Below are 17,922 nucleotides of genomic sequence, written 5' to 3' on the forward strand. Positions count from 1 at the left end.
GATGGATGCTCTTTACAGGGGATGGGGAGCGGCATATATCTAGGACTTAATTCCACATATAAGACATGTTTCCTCTTCAGGCCTCTCGCCATGCTGTCACATAGAGCCATCTGGGATGGAATAGATGCCCTGGCGCGACGCCATGGTCATTCCGTCTCGGCCCTTGCCAAGCTGGCCGGTCTGGATGCCACGGCATTCAATGTATCCAAGCGGGTCAGCAAGGATGGGCGCGAACGCTGGCCATCGACCGAGAGCATTTCCAAGATCCTGGAAGCGACCGGGGAAAGTTTCGACACGTTCCTGTCGGGCGCCGGGGCCTTCATGCAGCTCAACGACAATGTCCCCAACCGCACGGTGCCCCTGTTGGGGCTGGCACAGGCAGGCAGTGGCGGCTTTTTTGACAGTGCGGGCTTCCCTGCCGGGCAAGGCTGGGACGAGATTTCGCTGCCTACACCTCAGGAGGGCGGCATCTACGCGCTCGAGGTGCATGGCGATTCCATGGAGCCGCTCTATCGCGAAGGCGACCGCATTGTCGTTTCCCCCACCGAGCAGGTACGGCGCGGCGACCGGGTGGTGGTCAAGACCCGCGATGGCGAAGTGATGGCCAAGATCCTGGCCCGACAGACCGGGCGCCAGATCGAACTGCACTCGCTCAATCCGGCCTATGAGCCCCGCATCTTCGACTTGGTCGAGGTCGAGTGGATCGCGCGGATCATCTGGGCCAGCCAATGATCATCACGGCGGCGACCGCGAGTGATGGTGCAGATTGGGCAGCGTTGCGCCAGGCGCTGTGGCCGCGCCATGGGCTCGACACTCATGCTGCAGCCATTGCCCAGATACTGGCGGCGCCAAAGGATCTGGCAAACTTCGTTGCACGAACGGCAGATGGCTCGGCAGTGGGGATAGCTGAGGCTGCGCTTCGGCATGACTATGTCAATGGTTGCCAGACGAGCCCGGTTGCGTTTCTCGAAGGCATCTATGTCGTGCCCGAGCATCGGCGCAATGGCGTTGCCAGCATGCTGGTGGACGCCGTCGAGGATTGGGCCAGGCGGCTGGGGTGCAGCGAATTTGCATCGGATGCCGCGATAGACAATACCGAAAGCCATCGCATGCACGCCGCTTTGGGGTTCGAAGAGACACAGCGCGTCGTCTATTTCCGCAAGGCGCTCTCCAATGACCCCGCCGACCATTGATCCCAAACGCGCCGACAAGGTCGCGCGGTGCTTTGATGGTTTGGGCCGACTGCTGCGCTGGCCATCCAAGCGGGCCGAACAGTTGCTGGTATTGGGGGTGGTCTGGTCATACCTGCCGGAAGATCGGCAGATGACCGAAACCGAAGTCAGCTCGATGCTGCGCGACGGACGCGACTGCGAGGACTTCGCCCTGTTGCCTCGTGAGCTGTGCGATCTGGATCTGCTCCGCCGCACGCCCGATTGCCGGGTCTGCCGGCACATCGCGCATGTACCAGGCGACGTGGCAGCGCGGCTGGCCGACACGGGGCACAACCCCTCCTGATCATCGTGCAGCCGACCTAACGACACCCTGCCCTGTCGAACATGTCGGCGACAATGATGAGCGTAGCTGGCGTATTGCTCCATCTCGCACTATCCGGTGCCGCTGCGTGCAATGCCTCAAGAACGCTGTGCTTGGTGAGGCTGATATCGGTGTTGCACCTGACTGGGGAGATCCCGCGCGCCTCGGCCTGCTGCAACAGAGCCCTGGTGGTCTCACCCAGAGCCGCCAGATAGGCAGTCACAGCCATACGAGCGCCGCGATCGCCGTCAGCGCGTTCGGCGAGCTCAAATACCTGCGCAATCGAGATCATTCCTGTGTCGGTGCTGCCCGCTGTCTGGGCGACCGCAAGCGTTGGCGTCAGGGAGAGCAGCGCTGCGAACAGCACGGGCTTGAGTGCAGGTGACATTGCATGGCCTTATCGTTCTATGATGGTTCCGTATTCTTTTGCGATGTTTTATTATTGTCAAACAATAATTATTGGGCTACACCTATATCATCGAATGGAGACCGATGATGATCGACACACGCGTGAACCCGCTGCAGAGCGATATCGCCAATTTCAGAATACCAGTCGCTTCGCGCACCGCGTTGACCTTCAACACGCTGGCGCTATGCGTGATCGCTGCAGCGGCGCTGCTGCCCGTTGCGCTGGTGCTTTACTGGGGCCTGGTGGACCGCCAGGACATACTGGCCATGACCGGGATAAGTAGCGACGCTCTGGGTGTCGTGACGCCGGTCAGGCGCCTGCTGGCCGCCGGGATCGGCATAGTGGGCGTTGCGCCCCTGATATGGGGGCTCGTGCGCCTGCGGCGCTGCTTTTCCGAGTTTGCCCAGGGGCGACCATTTTCGGCGCGCGGGATTGGCGGATTGCGGGATTTTGCAGCCGGCATCGGCCTGGGCATCATCACCAAGGCGTTGAGTTTCAGCGCACTGACGGTATTGCTGAGCTGGCATGCGCCGGCGGGCATGCGGCAGCTGTCTGTGCAGATCAGTAGCGACATGTTGCTGATGACGCTGTTTGCCGCGACTATCGCCGCCTTGGCATGGGCAATGGAAAAAGCCGTAATCCTCGCTGAAGAAAACAGTCAGTTCGTCTGAGGCTCATGAGTATCAAAATCAATCTCGCCGTCATGCTCGCCCTGCGCAACGTCAAGTCCAAGGATCTGGCCGAGCATATCGGAATTACCGAGGCCAATCTGTCACTGCTCAAACAGGGCAAGGTAAAGGGCATAAGGTTCGAGACGCTCGATGCCATTTGCGATTACCTAGACTGTCAGCCCGCCGACATTCTCGAATACGTTCCAGCAACGGTCGCCGCTGACTGACCAGTCGCGGCACTTGGCAGCGTCAACACTCCATCTTTTTCATTGAGGTCAACCAGATGCGGTTGCAGCCTACCTTTCCGCTCGCCCTGTTTCTTGCCTGTCTGCAGGCACTGCCAAGCTCCGCAGCGCCCGATGTCCACACGCTTTCCCGGGCGGATGGCAGCCTTATCCACTACACGCTGGATCGCCCGCCAGCACATGCCGGGGGCTTGATCTTGATCAGCCAGGGCTCGGGCTGTGCGCCCGGCGCCAATAATGCGTCTCTGGCAACCGTTCGTGCAGCATTTCCCAATTATGCCGCACTGATTGTCGAGAAAATCGGGATCGCACCGGATAGCGCGATAGTGGACGGTTACGCCGACTGCCCCCAGGAGTTTGTAACGCAGTATACGCTTTCGCAGCGCGTCGACGATTACCGAGCAGTTCTCGACCATCTGCGCAGTCAGTCAAACATGCCCGCGGCAGATCTGGTGCTGTTTGGTGGTTCGGAGGGTGGCTTGGCTGTCGCAATGCTGGCAGCACAGTTGCAGCCGCGGGCGACAATCATGCTGTCATCATCCTCAGGCACGACATTTGCCGAAACGGTACGGCGCACAGTACCACCGGAGGGGCATGCGACCATTGATGCCGGCTTTGCCGCGGCCCGTGCCAATCCTGACAGCGACGAGCTGTTTGCTGGTTCAACGTATCGGTTCTGGGCCGATATTCTGGATGTCAAAGCCGTCGACTACATGCTGGCAGGCAGCAGTCCAATCCTGCTGATCCAAGGCGGCCTCGATACCTCCAGCCCTTTGGCATCGGCCCGGCTTGCCGCCGATGCCTTTGCCGCCGAAGGCCGCTGCACACTGACCTATTGGGAATTCCCGAGCCTGGACCATGGCATGAAGATGCCCGATGGCCGTTCGCGAATGGCGGAAATCGCGGCTTTGGCCGCCCAGTGGGTGGAAGCACCATCGCCAGCCTGCTGAAAACAAGAAACGCGCGCACGGAGTTGTCCTCCATGCGCGCGTCAGACCGTTATTTGGACAGCATTTTTCCGGCTAGCGCGTCGGCAATGAGCCTTCGGGTATTGTCGATACCATAAAGCGCGGCAAAGGAGCCGAAGCGGGGGCCGCGTTCCTGCCCGATCAGCACCTGATAAAGCATCTGGAAGAAGTCGCCAGACACGCCTGGACCGCCATTGGGGCCCTTTCGCGTATGATCCTGATAACGCTCGATGCCGCGTGCGACATCCAGCGCCGCATTCTGAATCGCTTCGTTATCTGCATCAGCGGGCAAATCTGCAAACGACGCGGACAGGGCTTCAAGGGCCGCCCGCTCGACGTCATCGGGCGCGCGATAGCTCTTCTCGACGAAATCGCGGAAATAGCGCATGGCATAACCAACCAGGGCGTCGAGATGCGGATGCGTCTGCGGCGATATCCCCGGAGCGTAAGCGGAGATATAGCCCCACATGACTTCGGGCGTTTCCGGGTTGGAAGCCGTCGCCAGGTTGAGCAGCAGCGCAAAAGTGACCGGCATGTCGATCTTGGGCACATTGCCCGAGTGGACATGGAAGGCCGGATTTTCCATCCGTGCCGTGGCGTCCTGCTTCTGAAAAGACGCGACATGAGCGGCATATTCGTCCACCGCCCGTGGGATGACGTCGAAATGCAGACGCTTGGCCGTGCGGGGCTTCTGGAACATATAGAGCCCCAGGCTCTCATTGCCGGCATAGGTCAGCCATTCGTCAATGGTCAGGCCGTTACCCTTGGACTTGGAGATCTTCTGACCTTCGGAATCCAGGAACAGTTCATAGACGTAATGCTCGGGGGCTTTGCCGCCCAGAATGGTGCAGATCTTGTCGTAGATCGGCGCATTGGTCTGGTGGTCCTTGCCGAACATCTCAAAGTCAACGCCCAGAGCGGCCCAGCGCATGCCAAAGTCGGGCTTCCACTGCATTTTGACGTGGCCGCCAGTGACAGGCAGCGTGGTGTCCGTGCCGTCTTCATCAGCAAAGGTTATCGTGCCGTCCGTGGCGTTGACTTCCTTCATTGGCACATAGAGTACGCGCCCCGAGATCGGGGAGATCGGCAGGAAGGGGCTGTAGGTAGCCTGGCGCTCCGCCCCCAAAGTGGGCAGCATCACCTTCATGATGTCGTCATAGCGCTCGGCGGCCAGGCGCAGCACGGCGTCGAACTTGCCAGACTTGTAATAGTCGGTGGCGCTGATGAATTCGTAGTTGAAGCCGAACGTGTCCAGGAAGCGGCGCAGCATGGCGTTATTGTGGTCGCCGAAGCTGGCAAACTCATTGGTCCAGGGATCGGGCACAGCGCTAAGGGGCTTCTGCAGATGGGGCTCCATAGCCTCCCTTGACGGCACATTTTCAGGGATCTTGCGCATCCCATCCATGTCGTCGGAGAAACAGATCAGCCGGGTCGGAATCTGGTCGCGTGTGAGCAGCCGAAAGGCCGTCCGTACCATGGTGGTGCGGGCCACTTCGCCGAAGGTGCCGATGTGCGGCAGGCCCGAGGGGCCATAACCGGTTTCGAACACAGCTTCACCCTTGCCCGATTTCTCCAGCCGTTTGACCAGCTTGCGTGCTTCTTCAAACGGCCAGGCACGGGCGGTCTGAGCAGCGTCAAAATACGCAGGATCGAGTTCGGGCAACGGAGCGGGCGACAAAGGGCGTGCCTTTCAGAATGGAGGAAATGCCGCGTTGTGTTGCATCCCCGCGCTGTGGCGTCAACGATTTCGAGACCCGCTGAGCTTGCCAAGCCTGGACGGCGCGCCTAGCTATCATGTTCAGACACCAGCCCTGGAATGTTCAATGCCCAATAGCGCCCATGACGCCCTGATCCACCTGATGATCGTCGCTGCCTCTTCGGACAGCGAAATGACCGAAAAGGAACTGGAGCAGAATCCAGGGGCTGATCGGCCGCCTGCCGGTGTTCGAGACCTTCGATTCCAGCCGGCTGGCGGTGGTGGCCAATGCCTGTGCAGACAAGCTCAATGGTCCCGGTGGCCTTGATCAGGTAATCGATGATGCCATTGCGGCGCTGCCCCACAAATTGCAGGACACCGCTTATGCAGTGGCCGTGGATGTGACCTCCGTGGATTTGCATCTGGAGCAGGAAGAACTGCGGTTCCTCGAAATGCTGCGCGACCGGCTGGATCTGGACCGCCTGACCACCGCGGCCATTGAAGTGAGCGCCCGCGCCCGCCATCGGCGCATGCCCGACTAGGTCGTCAGATCGAGCTTGTCGAGCAGTGAAAGCATTGCCGGCAGGTTTTGGCTGGGCTCGCAGATCGATTGGCCAGCGCCAGGCTCGAATAGCGTGGATGGGTGACAACGACAGCGGGCCCATGGCAGCATGCGGTTTTAGGTTTCTGGCCATATACCACCGGGCTGGGCATTCGGCACGCTATGGCTGGCGATCAGGCTACACACCGGCAATGGATGACACGCTCGATCGCGCTGACATTGGCAGCCGTTACCCTGCGCCTTTATCTGCCAATCCCGCTGCTGTTCGAGCTGAACTTCTCTGCGGCATATACGGCAATCGCCTGGCTGTGCCAGTTCCTAATCTGCTGCTGGCCGAATATCTGATCCGGCAGCGGTCCTGCCTCTGCGGCCTAATAAAAGCCGACCGGGAACCAGCGCAGATAGAGCTCATCGAGCACGCCATTGTCCTTGAGGCGCACTAGCGCCCAGTCAATGGCATGCCGGATGGCATCGTGCCCAGCCGGTACGGCAATGGACAGGCCCTCGCCGAACAGGGCGGGCCGGAAATAGGCACTTCCGGCGAAACTGCAGCAATCGAGATTTTCGTTGAGCCAGAAAGAGGCGCGCAAGGCGTCGCCAAAGAAGGCATCGACATTACTGGCCTTGAGGGCGGCCAGACCTGCCAGTTCGGTGTCGACCGCCTGCAAGGGGACGTCTGGCAGATAGCGCTGCATGAACGCCTGATGGGCACTGCCGCGCCGCACGGCAACCGTCTTGTCACTCAAGGCATCAATGTCAAAGTCAGCCACATCAGCAGCGCGCGTGGCAAACCGGCCCGGCAACGCCATATAAGTGGCCGAAAAGTCGAACGCCGCGCCATTGGCCTGGGACATTTCGAGCCCGGCGATCAGTGCGTCGCCCTGATTGTCGGCCAGGGCATCGGTGGCCTGCTCCCAAGGCCAGGCCTGGATGGTGCAGGCGACGTTGACCTCAGCACAGATGGCCTTGGCCAGATCGACATTGAAGCCAATCATCTCGCCACTGGCATCACGGAAGTTGAAGGGCGGGAAATCTACCGTGGTCAAAAACCGAATGGCGGGCACGGCTGTACTGCCGGGCAGGATTTCTCGCGCCGAGGGATCAGCGTGATAGGGCAAAGCCTGCGCAAAGGCAGGGGTGCCGGACACAGCCAGCGCCAAAGCCGTTATCAAACCCAGTAGCCGCAATCTGGATGGTCTCCCTAGATCTGATCCAAGCCGTACAACAGATCGGCGATCAAATCATCACTGGCTTCAAGACCAACCGACAGGCGCAGCAGGCCCGGTGTGACACCCACTTCAAGCCGGGCCTCTTCGGTCAGCCGCTGATGTGTTGTGGTGCGCGGATGGGTGATGATGGATTTGGCATCGCCCAAATTGTTGGAAATCAGGATGACTGCCAGCGAGTCAGCCAATTTGAAGGCTGCCTCCTGCCCGCCCTTGACCTCAAGCGAGACCAGCGTCGACCCCTCCGCCATCTGAACCTTGGCCAGATCATATTGCGGATGGCTGGCGTGATGGGGATAGATCACCCTGTCGACCTTGGCATGGCTGGCCAGTGCATCGGCGATCTTGCCAGCGCTGTCTGTCATCTGACGGACGCGCAGCGGCAGGGTCTCAAGCCCCTTGAGCAGCACCCAGGCGTTGAACGGGCTGAGCGACGCGCCGGTCTGGCGCAGGAAAGTGTGCAGATCGCCCTCGATCAGCTTTTTTGAGCCCAGCACGATGCCGCCGAGCACCCGGCCCTGGCCGTCAATGTGCTTGGTGGCCGAGTAGGTCACCAGATCGGCTCCGAGTGCGAGCGGCTTCTGCCAGAGCGCGGTGGCAAAGACATTGTCCACGATCAGCACGGCGCCATGGGCGTGGGCGATGTCGGCGACAGCCTTGATATCGACCAGCTCGAGCGTTGGATTGGTCGGGGTCTCAATAAAGACCACCTTGGTATTGGGCTGCATGGCGGCCGCAAAATTGGCCGGATCACGGCCATCGACCAAGGTCGAGCTGACACCAAAGCGCGGCATGAAATCTTCAACAACAAAGCGACAGCCGCCGAACAGTGCCCGCGAGGCCACGATATGATCGCCGGCGCGCACCTGGCTCATCACCGCGTCGGTGACGGCGGCCATGCCGGTGGCAAAACCGCGAGCGGCCTCGGCACCTTCGAGCAGCGCCATGCGCTCCTGAAAGATATCGACGGTGGGATTGGCAAAGCGGGAATAATTGTGCGCGCCGGGGATCTCACCCTTGAACAGGCGTTCGGCGTGATCGGATGTGGGATAGCTGTAGCCTGAGGTCAGAAACAGCGCTTCGCTGGTTTCGTTGAACTCGGAACGATGCGTGCCACCATGGACAAGCTGGGTTTCGGCCGACCGGCGGGCTGGATCGAGAAGAGGATTGTTCGCCTTGGACATGGTCACGCTTTCAAAACAAAAAACCGGCTCGCTACAGGCGGCCGGTTCCCAAACGGTCTTTAGCTATTTGTTTAAAGTGGCTGCAAGCGACCGGCCAAATCACCACTGGGTTGTGATCTAAAGCCAATTGGCTGTTGGCGTCAATTGCTGGGGTTGCTAGGAACAGCCAAAGCATCAGGAAGCGCAATAGCATGGACAAGCAACAGACCTGGCCACAGGGCGTGTTCCCGGCGCGTCTGATCGAGCTGCTGCACAAGCAGGGCTCCATCGCCGCCGTCCGCCCCTTTGACACCGATCAGGTACAGCCTGCCAGTCTGGATCTGCGGCTGGGCGATGTGGCGTATCGGGTGCGCTCGAGTTTCCTGCCCGGCCCGAGCCATTCAGTGGCCGAGCGTATCGAAGCACTCAAACTGCATGAAATCGACCTGACGCGTGGCGCTGTGCTCGAGCGCGGCTGTGTCTATCTGGTGCCGCTACAGGAAAGCCTGGAGCTGCCCGATGCGGTCAGCGCCTCGGCCAACCCGAAAAGCTCGACCGGACGGCTTGATGTGTTCACCCGGGTGATCGGTGATCGCGCCCGTGGGTTCGACCAGATGCCCAAGGGCTACAAGGGGCCGCTTTATCTTGAAGTCAGCCCGCGCACCTTCCCCGTGCTGGTACGCACTGGCTCGCGATTGAGCCAGATGCGCTTCCGCTGCGGCGACAACCGGCTGACCGTGGCCGAGCATCAGGCGCTGCATGCCAGCGACACGCTGGTGTTCGACAATGATGTGCCGGTGGGCGAAGGCGTGGCGCTATCAATCGATCTCAAGGGCGCCAACCGCAATGGGCTGGTCGGGTTCCGCTCCAAGCGCCACACCGCCGTGGTCGATGTGGACAAGAAGGCCGCGCTTGATGTGCACGAGTTCTGGGAGCCGCTGCATAATCGAGGGCGGGAAGAGCTGATCCTTGACCCTGATGAATTCTATATTCTGGTCAGCGACGAGGCGGTGCATGTGCCGCCCACTCATGCAGCCGAAATGGTGCCGTTCGATCCGCTGGTCGGTGAATTCCGCGTGCACTATGCAGGCTTTTTCGACCCCGGCTTCGGTCATTCCTCAGCGGGTGGCACGGGCAGCCGTGCGGTACTGGAAGTGCGCAGCCGCGAAGTGCCGTTCCTGCTCGGACACGGCCAGACGATTGGCCGACTGATCTATGAGCGGCTGGCAGAAGAACCCGATCGTCTCTATGGCTCGGCGCTGGGATCAAATTATCAGGCCCAGACCCTCAAGCTTTCCAAGCATTTCAAACCCTATACCGAATAGGGCTGGCGCCCCGCGGCATCAAGCTGGGCACGATAGTCAGTCAGGGTGGCTTCATCGCGCTGCGCGGGCGGGATCGGCAAGGCGATGTCAGCCACGATCTGTGCGGGACGTCCGTCGAACAGAACGGCGCGATCGGCCAGGCGCGCGGCGTCATCAATCAGGTGCGAGACAAAGATCACGGTGGGCCGGGTGTGGGCGACCAGTTGCAGGAAGAGTTGCTGGATTTCATCCACCAGCGTGCGGTCGAGTGACACGAATGGCTCATCAAGCAGCAACAGGCGCGCATTGACCGAGAACGCGCGGGCCAGCGCGACGCGCCGCTGCATTCCACCAGAAAGCTGGTGCGGATAGAGCGCGCCGGCATCGGCAAGGCCGACCCGTGCCAGCGCTGCCTGCGCCATTTCTGCGCTGATCGCCGGATCGACCGCCATGATATTGTGGGCCGCTGTGAGCCAGGGCAAAAGACGCGGATCCTGAAACACGAAGCCGGGCGTGCTGGCCTGATGCGCGGCGACACCTGCAATCAGCACGTCGCCCGAGAAGGCAGTATCAATCCCGGCGATAATGCGCAGCAGGGACGACTTGCCAACGCCTGATGGGCCGACCAGCGCGACTACGCTGGAGGGGGCGATAGCCAGCTCCAGATCGGCAAGCAAGGGCTGGGACGCCCCGGCAAAGCGCTTGGCGCTGATGTCGATGCTCAGGGCTGGACCGGACGCCATCGCACTACCCGCCGCTCGAGCGGCCGCAAGAAACCATATTCAAAAGCCAGAACGACCAGAATGAAGGCGGTCGTATAGGCGAGAATGCCGGTGATATCGAAGAACTGGAACTGAATGGCAATGCGATAGCCAACGCCGCCATCGCTGCCCAGCACCTCGAACACCAGCACGATCTTCCAGATCAGGGACAGGCCGGTACGGGCTGCAGCCAGCACAAACGGCACCAGTTGGGGCACAAAGATCAGGCGCAACCGCCGCCACACGGACATACGGAACACTGCGCCCAGTTCGTCAAACTCGTGGGCGAAGCTACGTACGCCTTCGCGCACGATGGAAGTCACCAAAGGCAGCTTGTTGATGGTGACGGCCAGGATCAAAGCCAGATCGGTCAGGCCCAGCCAGATATAGAGCACGATGGCCACGACAATGGCGGGCAGATTAAGCCCCACCAGAAGCCAGCCGGAAAACAGGCGGTCAGCCCAGCGCACCCGGCCAAGACCGATGCCGAGCGCGCTACCCAGCACCATGGCCACGACAAAGGCGATACTGGCGCGCAGGAGGGTGCGCCCCAGATCGATCAATAGTGGCCCATTGATTGCGGCATCCCACATCTGCAGACTAACAGCCACAGGCGAGGGAAACAGGCGATGGGCGACAAGCATGGAGAGGCCCTGCCACAACACCAGCAGCAAGGGCAGTGAGAGATATTCCAGACCCGGACCTGCTCGGTCGCGATGCGGTGTCTGTTCAGCCGATGGGGGTGACCGGTGCTCTATTTGCTGTAGCCCCGCCAGAATGTGCCGGGCGCCAGTGTGTCAGTTTCGCCCACCAGATCGCTGCCGCCAAATTTGGCCATCAAAGCAAAGGCTTCTGCGGCTGCGCCAATCTCGTCGGGCTTGAAATGGGTGACGATGCCGGCGCGATAATCGTCGCGCAATTGGTTGAACAATGCCGCATCTTCGGTGGCGCCCATCAGTTCGCGCAGATTGTCCCACGCCGTGTCGTCGGCCAGCAGGACAGCCTTGGCGTCAAATGAAGCGTCGAGGAAGGCGGTAATGGCCGCCGGCTTTGCCTGTGCTGTCGCGTCGCTGAAAGTCCAGCCAAGCAAGGGCGGCTGCTCGGTGACGCCGAGCTCAATCAGCATGTCTGCCACCGAGATCAGTTCAGTCAATCCCGCGGCCTTGGCACGGGCATTCCAGTGCCAGAAATTAAGCCCGGCATCTACGCGGCCAGCGGCCAGCAGCTCATTGACCAATGGGGGCGCGCCATAATTGGCGGTAGCGTCGTCCACCAGAGCGGCACCGGTCAGCTTGTTGTAGTACGCCTGCAGCACGACCCAGCTCTTGTCGACCGGTCCGCCAGCTACCGCGATGGTCTTGCCCTTGAGGTCACGCACATTGGCGATGCCACTATCGGGAGCCAAGATCACCCCGCCAACGGCAAGCGAGTGCGGCACCATGGTGACAGCATTGCCCTGATTACGCTGGATCGACACCCAGACAAAGTCCGACAGGATCACATCGACCTCGGCCGCCTGCAGCGCAATCTGGCCCGCGCGGCTGTCGGCGAGTGGCCGCACCTGCAGATCCAGCCCATGCGCGGTATCGAGCCCAAGCGCCTTGATGGTCTGGATTTCCCACTGCACCGTGCCGCTTTCCTGCACACCCACGGTCAGCTTCTGCTGGGCTGCAGCGGGCGCCGCGGCAAGCCCCATTGGCAGCAGGGCAAGGACGGAAAGCATCAGAGTCGTCAGGCGCATGGTTGCTCCCATTGAGGTGTCGTCGCGCTATATCGGGATCAACACAGCCGTGCCGCGATATGCATAAAGAGTGTTGGAGTGCTCTTACACCGTTCGAAGGGCTCAGGTCATCGGCACAATGCGATGATTTCCCATTTTGCCGCGGCGGGCTGTCGATCAGAGCGCCAGCTTTAATCCAAATGTTGCCGCCTCGACCGGCAAGCTGTCGATGGCACCCACCATGTCGGGACCAAGATGGGAGACAAGCAGCCTTTTGGTCTGCAGCCGGTCGATATTTCTGGATAGCGTTTCGAAGCTGATATGTGTGTCATAGGGTTGGTCGATCCGCTCATTGCACTCACAGATGAACAGGTCGCTGTCCCGCGCCAGTTCGATCAACTCATCGCGCCAGCCAGTGTCACCGGAAAAGGCAATTAACTTGTCGTCGGTTTCGATGCGCAGGCTCAGACAGTCCTGCGCACCGGCAAAATGCCGGGCCTTCTGCGCCGTGATCTTGCGGCCCAGCACGGTCGTTGTCTGATCCGGCACGATGTCGACGAAATCGATGGCAAAGCGCCATTGGCCTTCCCAAAGGCCGGGATACATGCAGTCCATGAGGGCGGCGATGCGCCCCTGCAAGCCGGGTGGCCCGGCGAGCGTGAGCGGCCGACAGCTCGATGCTGCGTATTGGCGGTGCAACAGCAGGAAGGGCAGACCGCCAAAATGGTCACCATGCAGGTGCGACAGCACGACCAGTTCGATCTCTGCCGCATCAATGCCGAGTTGGCCCAGTGCGACCATGCTGGTAGCGCCAAAATCGATGGCAAAGCGACCATGACTGTCATCAACGATAAAGCAGGTCTGGAACTGCCCGCCGCTGCCAAAGGCATCCCCGCCACCGGCAATCTGGATATCAACGCCGACATTGTCGGGTGTGGTTGAATTATTCAAGATCGTCTAACGCCCCATTGCCAGAAACCCATGCCTGCCGCGGACAGCCTAGATTTGCGGGCAGGTCGATCACAAGATGAATTTGACTGGACTGTTTTACCGCGGGCGTCTGGCTGTGAATGGCAGCGGCTTCACAGTGCCTTGACGCCTGCCGCGATTTCCAGCATCTATTCGCGCGTTGCGGGTGTAGCTCAATGGTAGAGCTTTTGCTTCCCAAGCAAGTGACGAGGGTTCGATTCCCTTCACCCGCTCCATTTCCATTTATTGTCTGCTAGACCGGCTCGCTGGCCCTGTCGCGTGTGTGCCAGCCGTCATCGCGCCATTCGCGCACCGTTACGGTAATGCGTTCCGCACCGATCTCGATCAGGTTGTAGGCATTGGGCTCGCCGCGCAAACGCGTTGAAATGGCTGACGATGCCTGAGCAACCAGAATTGGCGCCACCGGCGATTTGCTCAACCCGATAGGCTCGCCTTCCTGCGGAACTGCATCAGTCTCGTGCTTGCGCAGGTAGGACAGGTGAAAATGGCCCGACAGCACCAGTCGCACGCCCAGTCCGGCAAAAGTTTCAAGCGCATCGTCAGCGCGTTTGACCCGTTTGGTCTTTTGCAACATCGGCTCGGTGGGAAACAGCAGCGGATGATGCGCCACAATCACCCGCACCGCGTCTGGAGATGCCTTTGCAAAGCGCTCTTCAAGGTCTTCGAGCTGACTGCGTGAAATGGTGCCGTGGCCCCAGTTCCACTCCAGACGGGCGCGCCGGGAGGTGCGCATGCCCACCAGCGCCACGCCATCCATTTCAAGAAATGGCTCAAGGTCAGGCGAGATGTACCGTCGATACAGCCCATAGGGATTGAAGAAGCGACGAAGGATATTGACCGCGGGGACGTCGTGGTTGCCCGGAACGGCAAACACAGGAGCCTCAAGCTCATCGAGAAATTCGCGCGCCTGCTCAAACTCCTGCTTGGTCCCGATCTGGGTGAAGTCGCCGCTGGCCACGATGAGGTCCGGTTTCTGCGCGTTGATGTCAGCAGAAAACCCCTTGGCCAGAGCAGGATCATGGTGGCCGAAATGCAGGTCCGAGATGTGTAGAATCTTCATGCTACCGCCTGCTCAACGGTCACGGCCGGCACGATAACCGACAGAGCCCGGGGCCTGATCGAGAAATTGAACGGGGTCTGGAACGTCTCGACCTCGCCATCGAACATGACATTGAGCATGGACTTGTGCGCGTCAATGGTCACGGCCTTCACACTCTCTATCCACAATGCCTCGTCGCTGCGCCAATGTCCCAGCAGCATGCCCGTTGTCAGGCGAAAGAAGTCGATCACCGTCAGATGGCGCAGCACGTAGAGCGTCAGCGTGCCGCGATCGAGCCCGTGACGAGCAAATATCTGTCCGGGGCCCTCGTCATAGGCATTGCTAGCCACCGCGATTGCCTGAACCCGTTCAACGCGCCGCTCGCCCTGACTGGTCTCGATGGCCACCGCGATCCGGCGGGCTCTGGTCAATCGGCGGAAAAAATAGCGCATGAAGCCGATTTTCGCCGAAAGGGTCTGGCGACCCCGGATGTGCTCGCGACCAGCGGCGAGCTCGGGGATGAGCCCGACCACCACCTTGTGCAGGAATACCCGTCCATTGACCTCGCCGACATCGATCCAGTGCGAGCGCCCGGTGGCCAGGGCCGCCACTGCCTCTGCCAGGTTGAGCGGAATATTGAGATCCTTGGCCAACGCATTGACGGTACCAAGGGGCAAAATGGCGAGGCTCTTTTCGGAGCCGACAAGGGCCGCAGCCACCGCCGTTATGGTGCCATCGCCACCCGCCGCTACAATTGTCTGCGCATCGCTGGCCATGGCATCCTTGATGCGCTCGTTCAGATCGCGATCATTGTTGGCCTCGATGGTGGCCTTGAGACCATTGGCCTCAAACAGTGCGCCAACGCTTTCGGCAGTTACCCCTGTGGCGTGGGCGGTTCCGGCGTTGGCGTTGAGAATGACGAAATAGCTATTGTCGGTCATGATGGCTCGATCCAGTGCCCGGCGTGGTGCGTCTGTGGAACGTGCGCGCGGCGTGGACGTTGCATTGTGAGCAAAAGGAAAGCGTCAAATGCTCGATCGTCTGGTTCAGTCCCCCGCCTATCGCCGTCTGCATGGATTTGTGACTGGCGAGGCCCGCCTATTGGCCTCCATCGCCATTGTCAGTGGCTTGATACTGGCGTTTTTGCAGATCGCCGACGAGATGATCGAGGGGGAGATGGAAGCCTTTGATCAGGCCATATTGATGCTGTTTCGCGATCCGGCAAATCTGGAAACAACAATTGGCCCGGTCTGGCTGCACGAGATGGTGCGCGACATCACGGCCCTTGGCAGCTTTTCCCTGTTGGGCCTGATCGTGGTCGGGGTTTGCATCTATCTGCTGCTCGCGCGCATGCGCGCAGAGGCGCTACTGGTCGTCACCTCCGTGGTGGGTGGCACAATACTAAGCACGCTGCTCAAGATGGGCTACAACAGACCGCGACCGGATTTGACCACCATGTCCGAACAGTTCACTGCCAGCTTTCCCAGCGGCCATGCCATGCTGTCGGCCGTTACCTTCCTGACGCTTGGCGCGGTGCTATCGCGGTTCGCCCCGACGCGCCCCCTGCGATTTTTCACCATCGGCATGGCGGTTCTGCTCACGCTGATGGTCGGCCTGAGCCGACTTTATATGGGCGTGCATTACCCCAGCGACGTATTGGCAGGCTGGTGCCTTGGGGCGGCCTGGGCCCTGATATGCAGCACCGTGGCCATGTATCTGCAACGGACAGGGACGGTTCGGAAGGACGCTTTGCCGGAGTAATACGTAGCCATGCTGGAACCACACCCGCGATTGCCCGTTGGGTTGATGGGACAACACGGGGGAGCATGAGCGTGGGCGAACACAAGAACGCGGTCGGGCGCCGCCATCACCTTCCCAGCGAAGTCACATAGACGAGCGCGGTGCGGATGGAAGCGTCACAAATCAGCACAAGCTATTGCGGTCCTGCTCCCCTTCCAGATGATCTGCTGGGACGATGGAATTTTGACCCCGCCCTGATCGCGGCAATGGTTCTTGCCGGGCTGTCATTCGCCTTTCTGCGCAGAAACGCCACGCAGCGTGAAAGCGCCGGTTTTGTGCTCGGCATGGTGACGCTGATAGTCATTTTCATCAGCCCACTCTGCGCCCTGACGGTGTCGCTGTTCTCTGCCCGGGTGGTGCACCATGCTTTGCTCGTCGCGATAGCCGCGCCGCTGCTCGCCATGGCCCTGCCCCGCCTGCAACGAAATCTGGCCTCGCTGGCGTTTCCGCTTTTGGCCTTGCACACCGTGATCTTCTGGCTCTGGCATGCGCCAGACTTTTACGCTGTCGCTCTGGCTGACACAGCTGTGTACTGGTTGATGCAGATATCCCTTCTGGGCAGCGCTGTGTTGCTCTGGGCGGCCGTTCTGGGAGCGCCTGCTGGATCCGCTATTGCAGTCCTGCTGGGTGCAACCGCGCAGATGGGTTTTCTGGGAGCTTTGCTGGTGTTCGCCAGCCAGCCACTTTACCTCCCCCACTTTTTGACCACTCAGCCATTTGGCTTTGATCCACTTGTCGACCAGCAATTGGCCGGGCTGGTCATGTGGGTGCCGGCAAGCCTGCCCTATCTCGCCATTGCGCTGGTTCGGCTGCTTGGCTGGCTGCGCCAACCGCGCGTGCAGCCATCGTGATCGCAACCCTTCTCAAAGCCGCGCATATTCTGGCCATCGGCCTGTGGGCTGCCGGTCTGCTCAGCCTGCCGCTGCTGTTTGCGCAGCGGCGAGGGCTGGAGAACAAGCCACTCTATGATCTGCACAACTTCACGCGGTTCCTCTATGTCGCAATTGTATCACCGGCGGCCTTTGTCGCGATCGCCTCGGGCACGGGCCTGATCTTTGTTGAGGCGACCTTCACCCCGTGGTTCAGCGTCAAACTGGCCTTTGTCGGTGCCATGGTGCTGATCCACGTCACCACCGGTCTGGTCATTCTGCGCCTGTTCGAGCCTGGACAGCGCTATTCGCCGCTGCGCCTGGCCATCACCATGGTGCTGACCGGAACAGTCATCGCCAGCATTCTGATCGTGGTTCTGGGCAAGCCCGAACTGATGCGGTTTGGCCCGCTTGATGATTTCTTCGCCCCCGGCGCGCTGGGCCAGGGGCTGCCTGACTCTATTGCTTGGTGGAGATGATGAGGCCAACACCGTGATCGAACACCAGCTTGCCACCATGCCAGCCCGCCAGAGCGGTCAGAATTGTCGCCAACACGGACAGCAAAATGCCGTGCGGCAGGATGGCCTCCGGGTAATTGAGGCGCAGCCCCCAATTGGCACCGATCACGGCCAGCAGCGTCATGGCGGCGATGGCGTGGTTCCAGCTGGCCACGCGGACGCGAATGCCGGGCACAGCCAGCAGCTCGGCGGTACCGGCGATCGAGGCGATCAGCCCAAACACAAAGGCCACGCCGCTGGCCCAGATGCCCACTTCGCGCCAGAACAGATCGCCATTGAGCCAGTAGAGTCCGTCGACGCCGAGTGTGCAGACCACCAGCGCAATGGGAAAGTGCACCAGCATGGCGTGGATGGGGTGGCCGGCCACTGCGATGGCAGAGCCGATATCCTGGCCGGCAACGTCGCGGATAGCGGGGTTTGGATGCTGGGACATCGCCTCGGGCGGCGT

22 protein-coding genes, 1 tRNA gene, 1 pseudogene and 1 riboswitch are annotated in these 17,922 nt (G+C 60.6%); of the genes and pseudogenes, 13 read left to right on the plus strand and 11 right to left on the minus strand.

Features of this window, described 5'->3' with window-relative positions; translation table 11 throughout:
- Positions 1 to 90: 90 nt before the first annotated feature.
- From AC0L37_RS14710 to AC0L37_RS14720, 3 genes are read left to right on the plus strand one after another with little or no spacing between them, the layout of a single operon-like run.
- A complete protein-coding gene (locus AC0L37_RS14710; protein ID WP_269367940.1) occupies positions 91 to 732 on the plus strand; it encodes a S24 family peptidase in 642 nt (213 codons plus the stop codon).
- On the plus strand, positions 729 to 1,193 hold the full coding sequence (gene aac(6') / locus AC0L37_RS14715) for an aminoglycoside 6'-N-acetyltransferase (RefSeq protein WP_282222832.1): 465 nt from the start codon (positions 729 to 731) through the stop codon (positions 1,191 to 1,193). The genes AC0L37_RS14710 and aac(6') overlap by 4 nt, the downstream gene beginning before the upstream one ends.
- Complete coding sequence (locus tag AC0L37_RS14720) at positions 1,174 to 1,515, plus strand: DUF2087 domain-containing protein (protein WP_282222831.1); 342 nt, start codon at positions 1,174 to 1,176, stop codon at positions 1,513 to 1,515. Before aac(6') ends, AC0L37_RS14720 begins: the two co-directional genes overlap by 20 nt.
- Positions 1,516 to 1,531: 16 nt before the next feature.
- Here AC0L37_RS14720 and AC0L37_RS14725 read toward each other — a convergent pair whose 3' ends face one another.
- Positions 1,532 to 1,921: a chlorophyllide reductase gene (locus AC0L37_RS14725; protein ID WP_282222830.1), complete on the minus strand. Its 390-nt coding sequence runs from the start codon at positions 1,919 to 1,921 to the stop codon at positions 1,532 to 1,534.
- Positions 1,922 to 2,028: 107 nt separating this feature from the next.
- On the opposite strand from AC0L37_RS14725, the gene AC0L37_RS14730 reads away from it, so the two are divergent.
- From AC0L37_RS14730 to AC0L37_RS14740, 3 genes are read left to right on the plus strand one after another with little or no spacing between them, the layout of a single operon-like run.
- Positions 2,029 to 2,613, plus strand: coding sequence for a hypothetical protein (locus AC0L37_RS14730; RefSeq protein ID WP_282222829.1), 585 nt, complete (start codon positions 2,029 to 2,031; stop codon positions 2,611 to 2,613).
- A 5-nt stretch (positions 2,614 to 2,618) separates the two neighbouring features.
- A complete protein-coding gene (locus AC0L37_RS14735; protein ID WP_212659005.1) occupies positions 2,619 to 2,840 on the plus strand; it encodes a helix-turn-helix domain-containing protein in 222 nt (73 codons plus the stop codon).
- A gap of 56 nt (positions 2,841 to 2,896) precedes the next feature.
- Positions 2,897 to 3,808: an alpha/beta hydrolase gene (locus AC0L37_RS14740; RefSeq protein WP_282222828.1), complete on the plus strand. Its 912-nt coding sequence runs from the start codon at positions 2,897 to 2,899 to the stop codon at positions 3,806 to 3,808.
- A 49-nt stretch (positions 3,809 to 3,857) separates the two neighbouring features.
- Here the strand turns inward: AC0L37_RS14740 and AC0L37_RS14745 are convergent, their stop codons facing one another.
- Complete coding sequence (locus tag AC0L37_RS14745; RefSeq protein WP_269367936.1) at positions 3,858 to 5,504, minus strand: lysine--tRNA ligase; 1,647 nt, start codon at positions 5,502 to 5,504, stop codon at positions 3,858 to 3,860.
- Between the two features lie 145 nt (positions 5,505 to 5,649).
- On the opposite strand from AC0L37_RS14745, the pseudogene AC0L37_RS14750 reads away from it, so the two are divergent.
- Together AC0L37_RS14750 and AC0L37_RS14755 are read left to right on the plus strand one after the other, a co-directional pair.
- Positions 5,650 to 6,064: pseudogene (locus tag AC0L37_RS14750) on the plus strand (tellurite resistance TerB family protein).
- Between the two features lie 182 nt (positions 6,065 to 6,246).
- Entirely contained in the window at positions 6,247 to 6,429 is a 183-nt protein-coding gene (locus AC0L37_RS14755; protein WP_473313210.1) for a DUF2306 domain-containing protein, read from the plus strand.
- Between the two features lie 26 nt (positions 6,430 to 6,455).
- Here AC0L37_RS14755 and AC0L37_RS14760 read toward each other — a convergent pair whose 3' ends face one another.
- The gene (locus AC0L37_RS14760) at positions 6,456 to 7,271 is read right to left on the minus strand and encodes a transporter substrate-binding domain-containing protein (RefSeq protein ID WP_282222827.1); all 816 of its coding nucleotides are present in this window, start codon (positions 7,269 to 7,271) and stop codon (positions 6,456 to 6,458) included.
- Positions 7,272 to 7,285: 14 nt separating this feature from the next.
- A complete protein-coding gene (metZ, locus tag AC0L37_RS14765; protein WP_212659011.1) occupies positions 7,286 to 8,494 on the minus strand; it encodes an O-succinylhomoserine sulfhydrylase in 1,209 nt (402 codons plus the stop codon).
- 40 nt (positions 8,495 to 8,534) lie between these two features.
- Positions 8,535 to 8,610: riboswitch (SAM riboswitch) on the minus strand.
- Positions 8,611 to 8,685: 75 nt separating this feature from the next.
- Between metZ and AC0L37_RS14770 the strand changes: the two genes are divergently transcribed.
- Positions 8,686 to 9,798, plus strand: a complete 1,113-nt coding sequence (locus AC0L37_RS14770; RefSeq protein WP_282222826.1) for a 2'-deoxycytidine 5'-triphosphate deaminase — start codon at positions 8,686 to 8,688, stop codon at positions 9,796 to 9,798.
- Here AC0L37_RS14770 and AC0L37_RS14775 read toward each other — a convergent pair.
- The 4 genes from AC0L37_RS14775 to AC0L37_RS14790 form a co-directional block, all read right to left on the minus strand.
- Positions 9,786 to 10,520, minus strand: coding sequence for an ABC transporter ATP-binding protein (locus tag AC0L37_RS14775; RefSeq protein WP_282222825.1), 735 nt, complete (start codon positions 10,518 to 10,520; stop codon positions 9,786 to 9,788). The genes AC0L37_RS14770 and AC0L37_RS14775 overlap by 13 nt on opposite strands.
- Positions 10,499 to 11,182 carry an ABC transporter permease gene (locus tag AC0L37_RS14780; RefSeq protein WP_282222824.1) on the minus strand — a complete coding sequence of 228 codons (684 nt, stop codon included), beginning with the start codon at positions 11,180 to 11,182 and terminating at the stop codon, positions 10,499 to 10,501. Before AC0L37_RS14780 ends, AC0L37_RS14775 begins: the two co-directional genes overlap by 22 nt.
- A gap of 110 nt (positions 11,183 to 11,292) precedes the next feature.
- A complete protein-coding gene (locus AC0L37_RS14785) occupies positions 11,293 to 12,279 on the minus strand; it encodes an ABC transporter substrate-binding protein (protein ID WP_282222823.1) in 987 nt (328 codons plus the stop codon).
- A 156-nt stretch (positions 12,280 to 12,435) separates the two neighbouring features.
- Positions 12,436 to 13,209: an MBL fold metallo-hydrolase gene (locus AC0L37_RS14790; protein ID WP_282222822.1), complete on the minus strand. Its 774-nt coding sequence runs from the start codon at positions 13,207 to 13,209 to the stop codon at positions 12,436 to 12,438.
- Positions 13,210 to 13,389: 180 nt separating this feature from the next.
- Between AC0L37_RS14790 and AC0L37_RS14795 the strand changes: the two genes are divergently transcribed.
- Positions 13,390 to 13,463 (plus strand) — tRNA-Gly (locus tag AC0L37_RS14795).
- Positions 13,464 to 13,480: 17 nt separating this feature from the next.
- Here the strand turns inward: AC0L37_RS14795 and AC0L37_RS14800 are convergent.
- Together AC0L37_RS14800 and AC0L37_RS14805 are read right to left on the minus strand one after the other, a co-directional pair.
- Positions 13,481 to 14,308: a metallophosphoesterase family protein gene (locus tag AC0L37_RS14800; protein WP_269367927.1), complete on the minus strand. Its 828-nt coding sequence runs from the start codon at positions 14,306 to 14,308 to the stop codon at positions 13,481 to 13,483.
- Complete coding sequence (locus tag AC0L37_RS14805; protein WP_282222821.1) at positions 14,305 to 15,228, minus strand: diacylglycerol/lipid kinase family protein; 924 nt, start codon at positions 15,226 to 15,228, stop codon at positions 14,305 to 14,307. Before AC0L37_RS14805 ends, AC0L37_RS14800 begins: the two co-directional genes overlap by 4 nt.
- A gap of 88 nt (positions 15,229 to 15,316) precedes the next feature.
- Here AC0L37_RS14805 and AC0L37_RS14810 point away from each other — a divergent pair, with 88 nt between their 5' ends.
- The 3 genes from AC0L37_RS14810 (at position 15,317) to AC0L37_RS14820 (ending at position 17,435) form a co-directional block, all read left to right on the plus strand.
- Positions 15,317 to 16,048 (plus strand): phosphatase PAP2 family protein, encoded by a 732-nt coding sequence (locus AC0L37_RS14810; RefSeq protein WP_282222820.1) that lies wholly within the window; start codon positions 15,317 to 15,319, stop codon positions 16,046 to 16,048.
- A gap of 146 nt (positions 16,049 to 16,194) precedes the next feature.
- On the plus strand, positions 16,195 to 16,938 hold the full coding sequence (locus AC0L37_RS14815) for a cytochrome c oxidase assembly protein (protein WP_269367922.1): 744 nt from the start codon (positions 16,195 to 16,197) through the stop codon (positions 16,936 to 16,938).
- Entirely contained in the window at positions 16,935 to 17,435 is a 501-nt protein-coding gene (locus tag AC0L37_RS14820; protein WP_269367919.1) for a CopD family protein, read from the plus strand. Before AC0L37_RS14815 ends, AC0L37_RS14820 begins: the two co-directional genes overlap by 4 nt.
- Here AC0L37_RS14820 and AC0L37_RS14825 read toward each other — a convergent pair.
- Positions 17,416 to 17,907, minus strand: a complete 492-nt coding sequence (locus AC0L37_RS14825; protein WP_212659021.1) for a DUF2231 domain-containing protein — start codon at positions 17,905 to 17,907, stop codon at positions 17,416 to 17,418. The genes AC0L37_RS14820 and AC0L37_RS14825 overlap by 20 nt on opposite strands.
- Positions 17,908 to 17,922 lie beyond the last annotated feature (15 nt).

Source organism: Devosia sp. J2-20 (assembly GCF_055808475.1).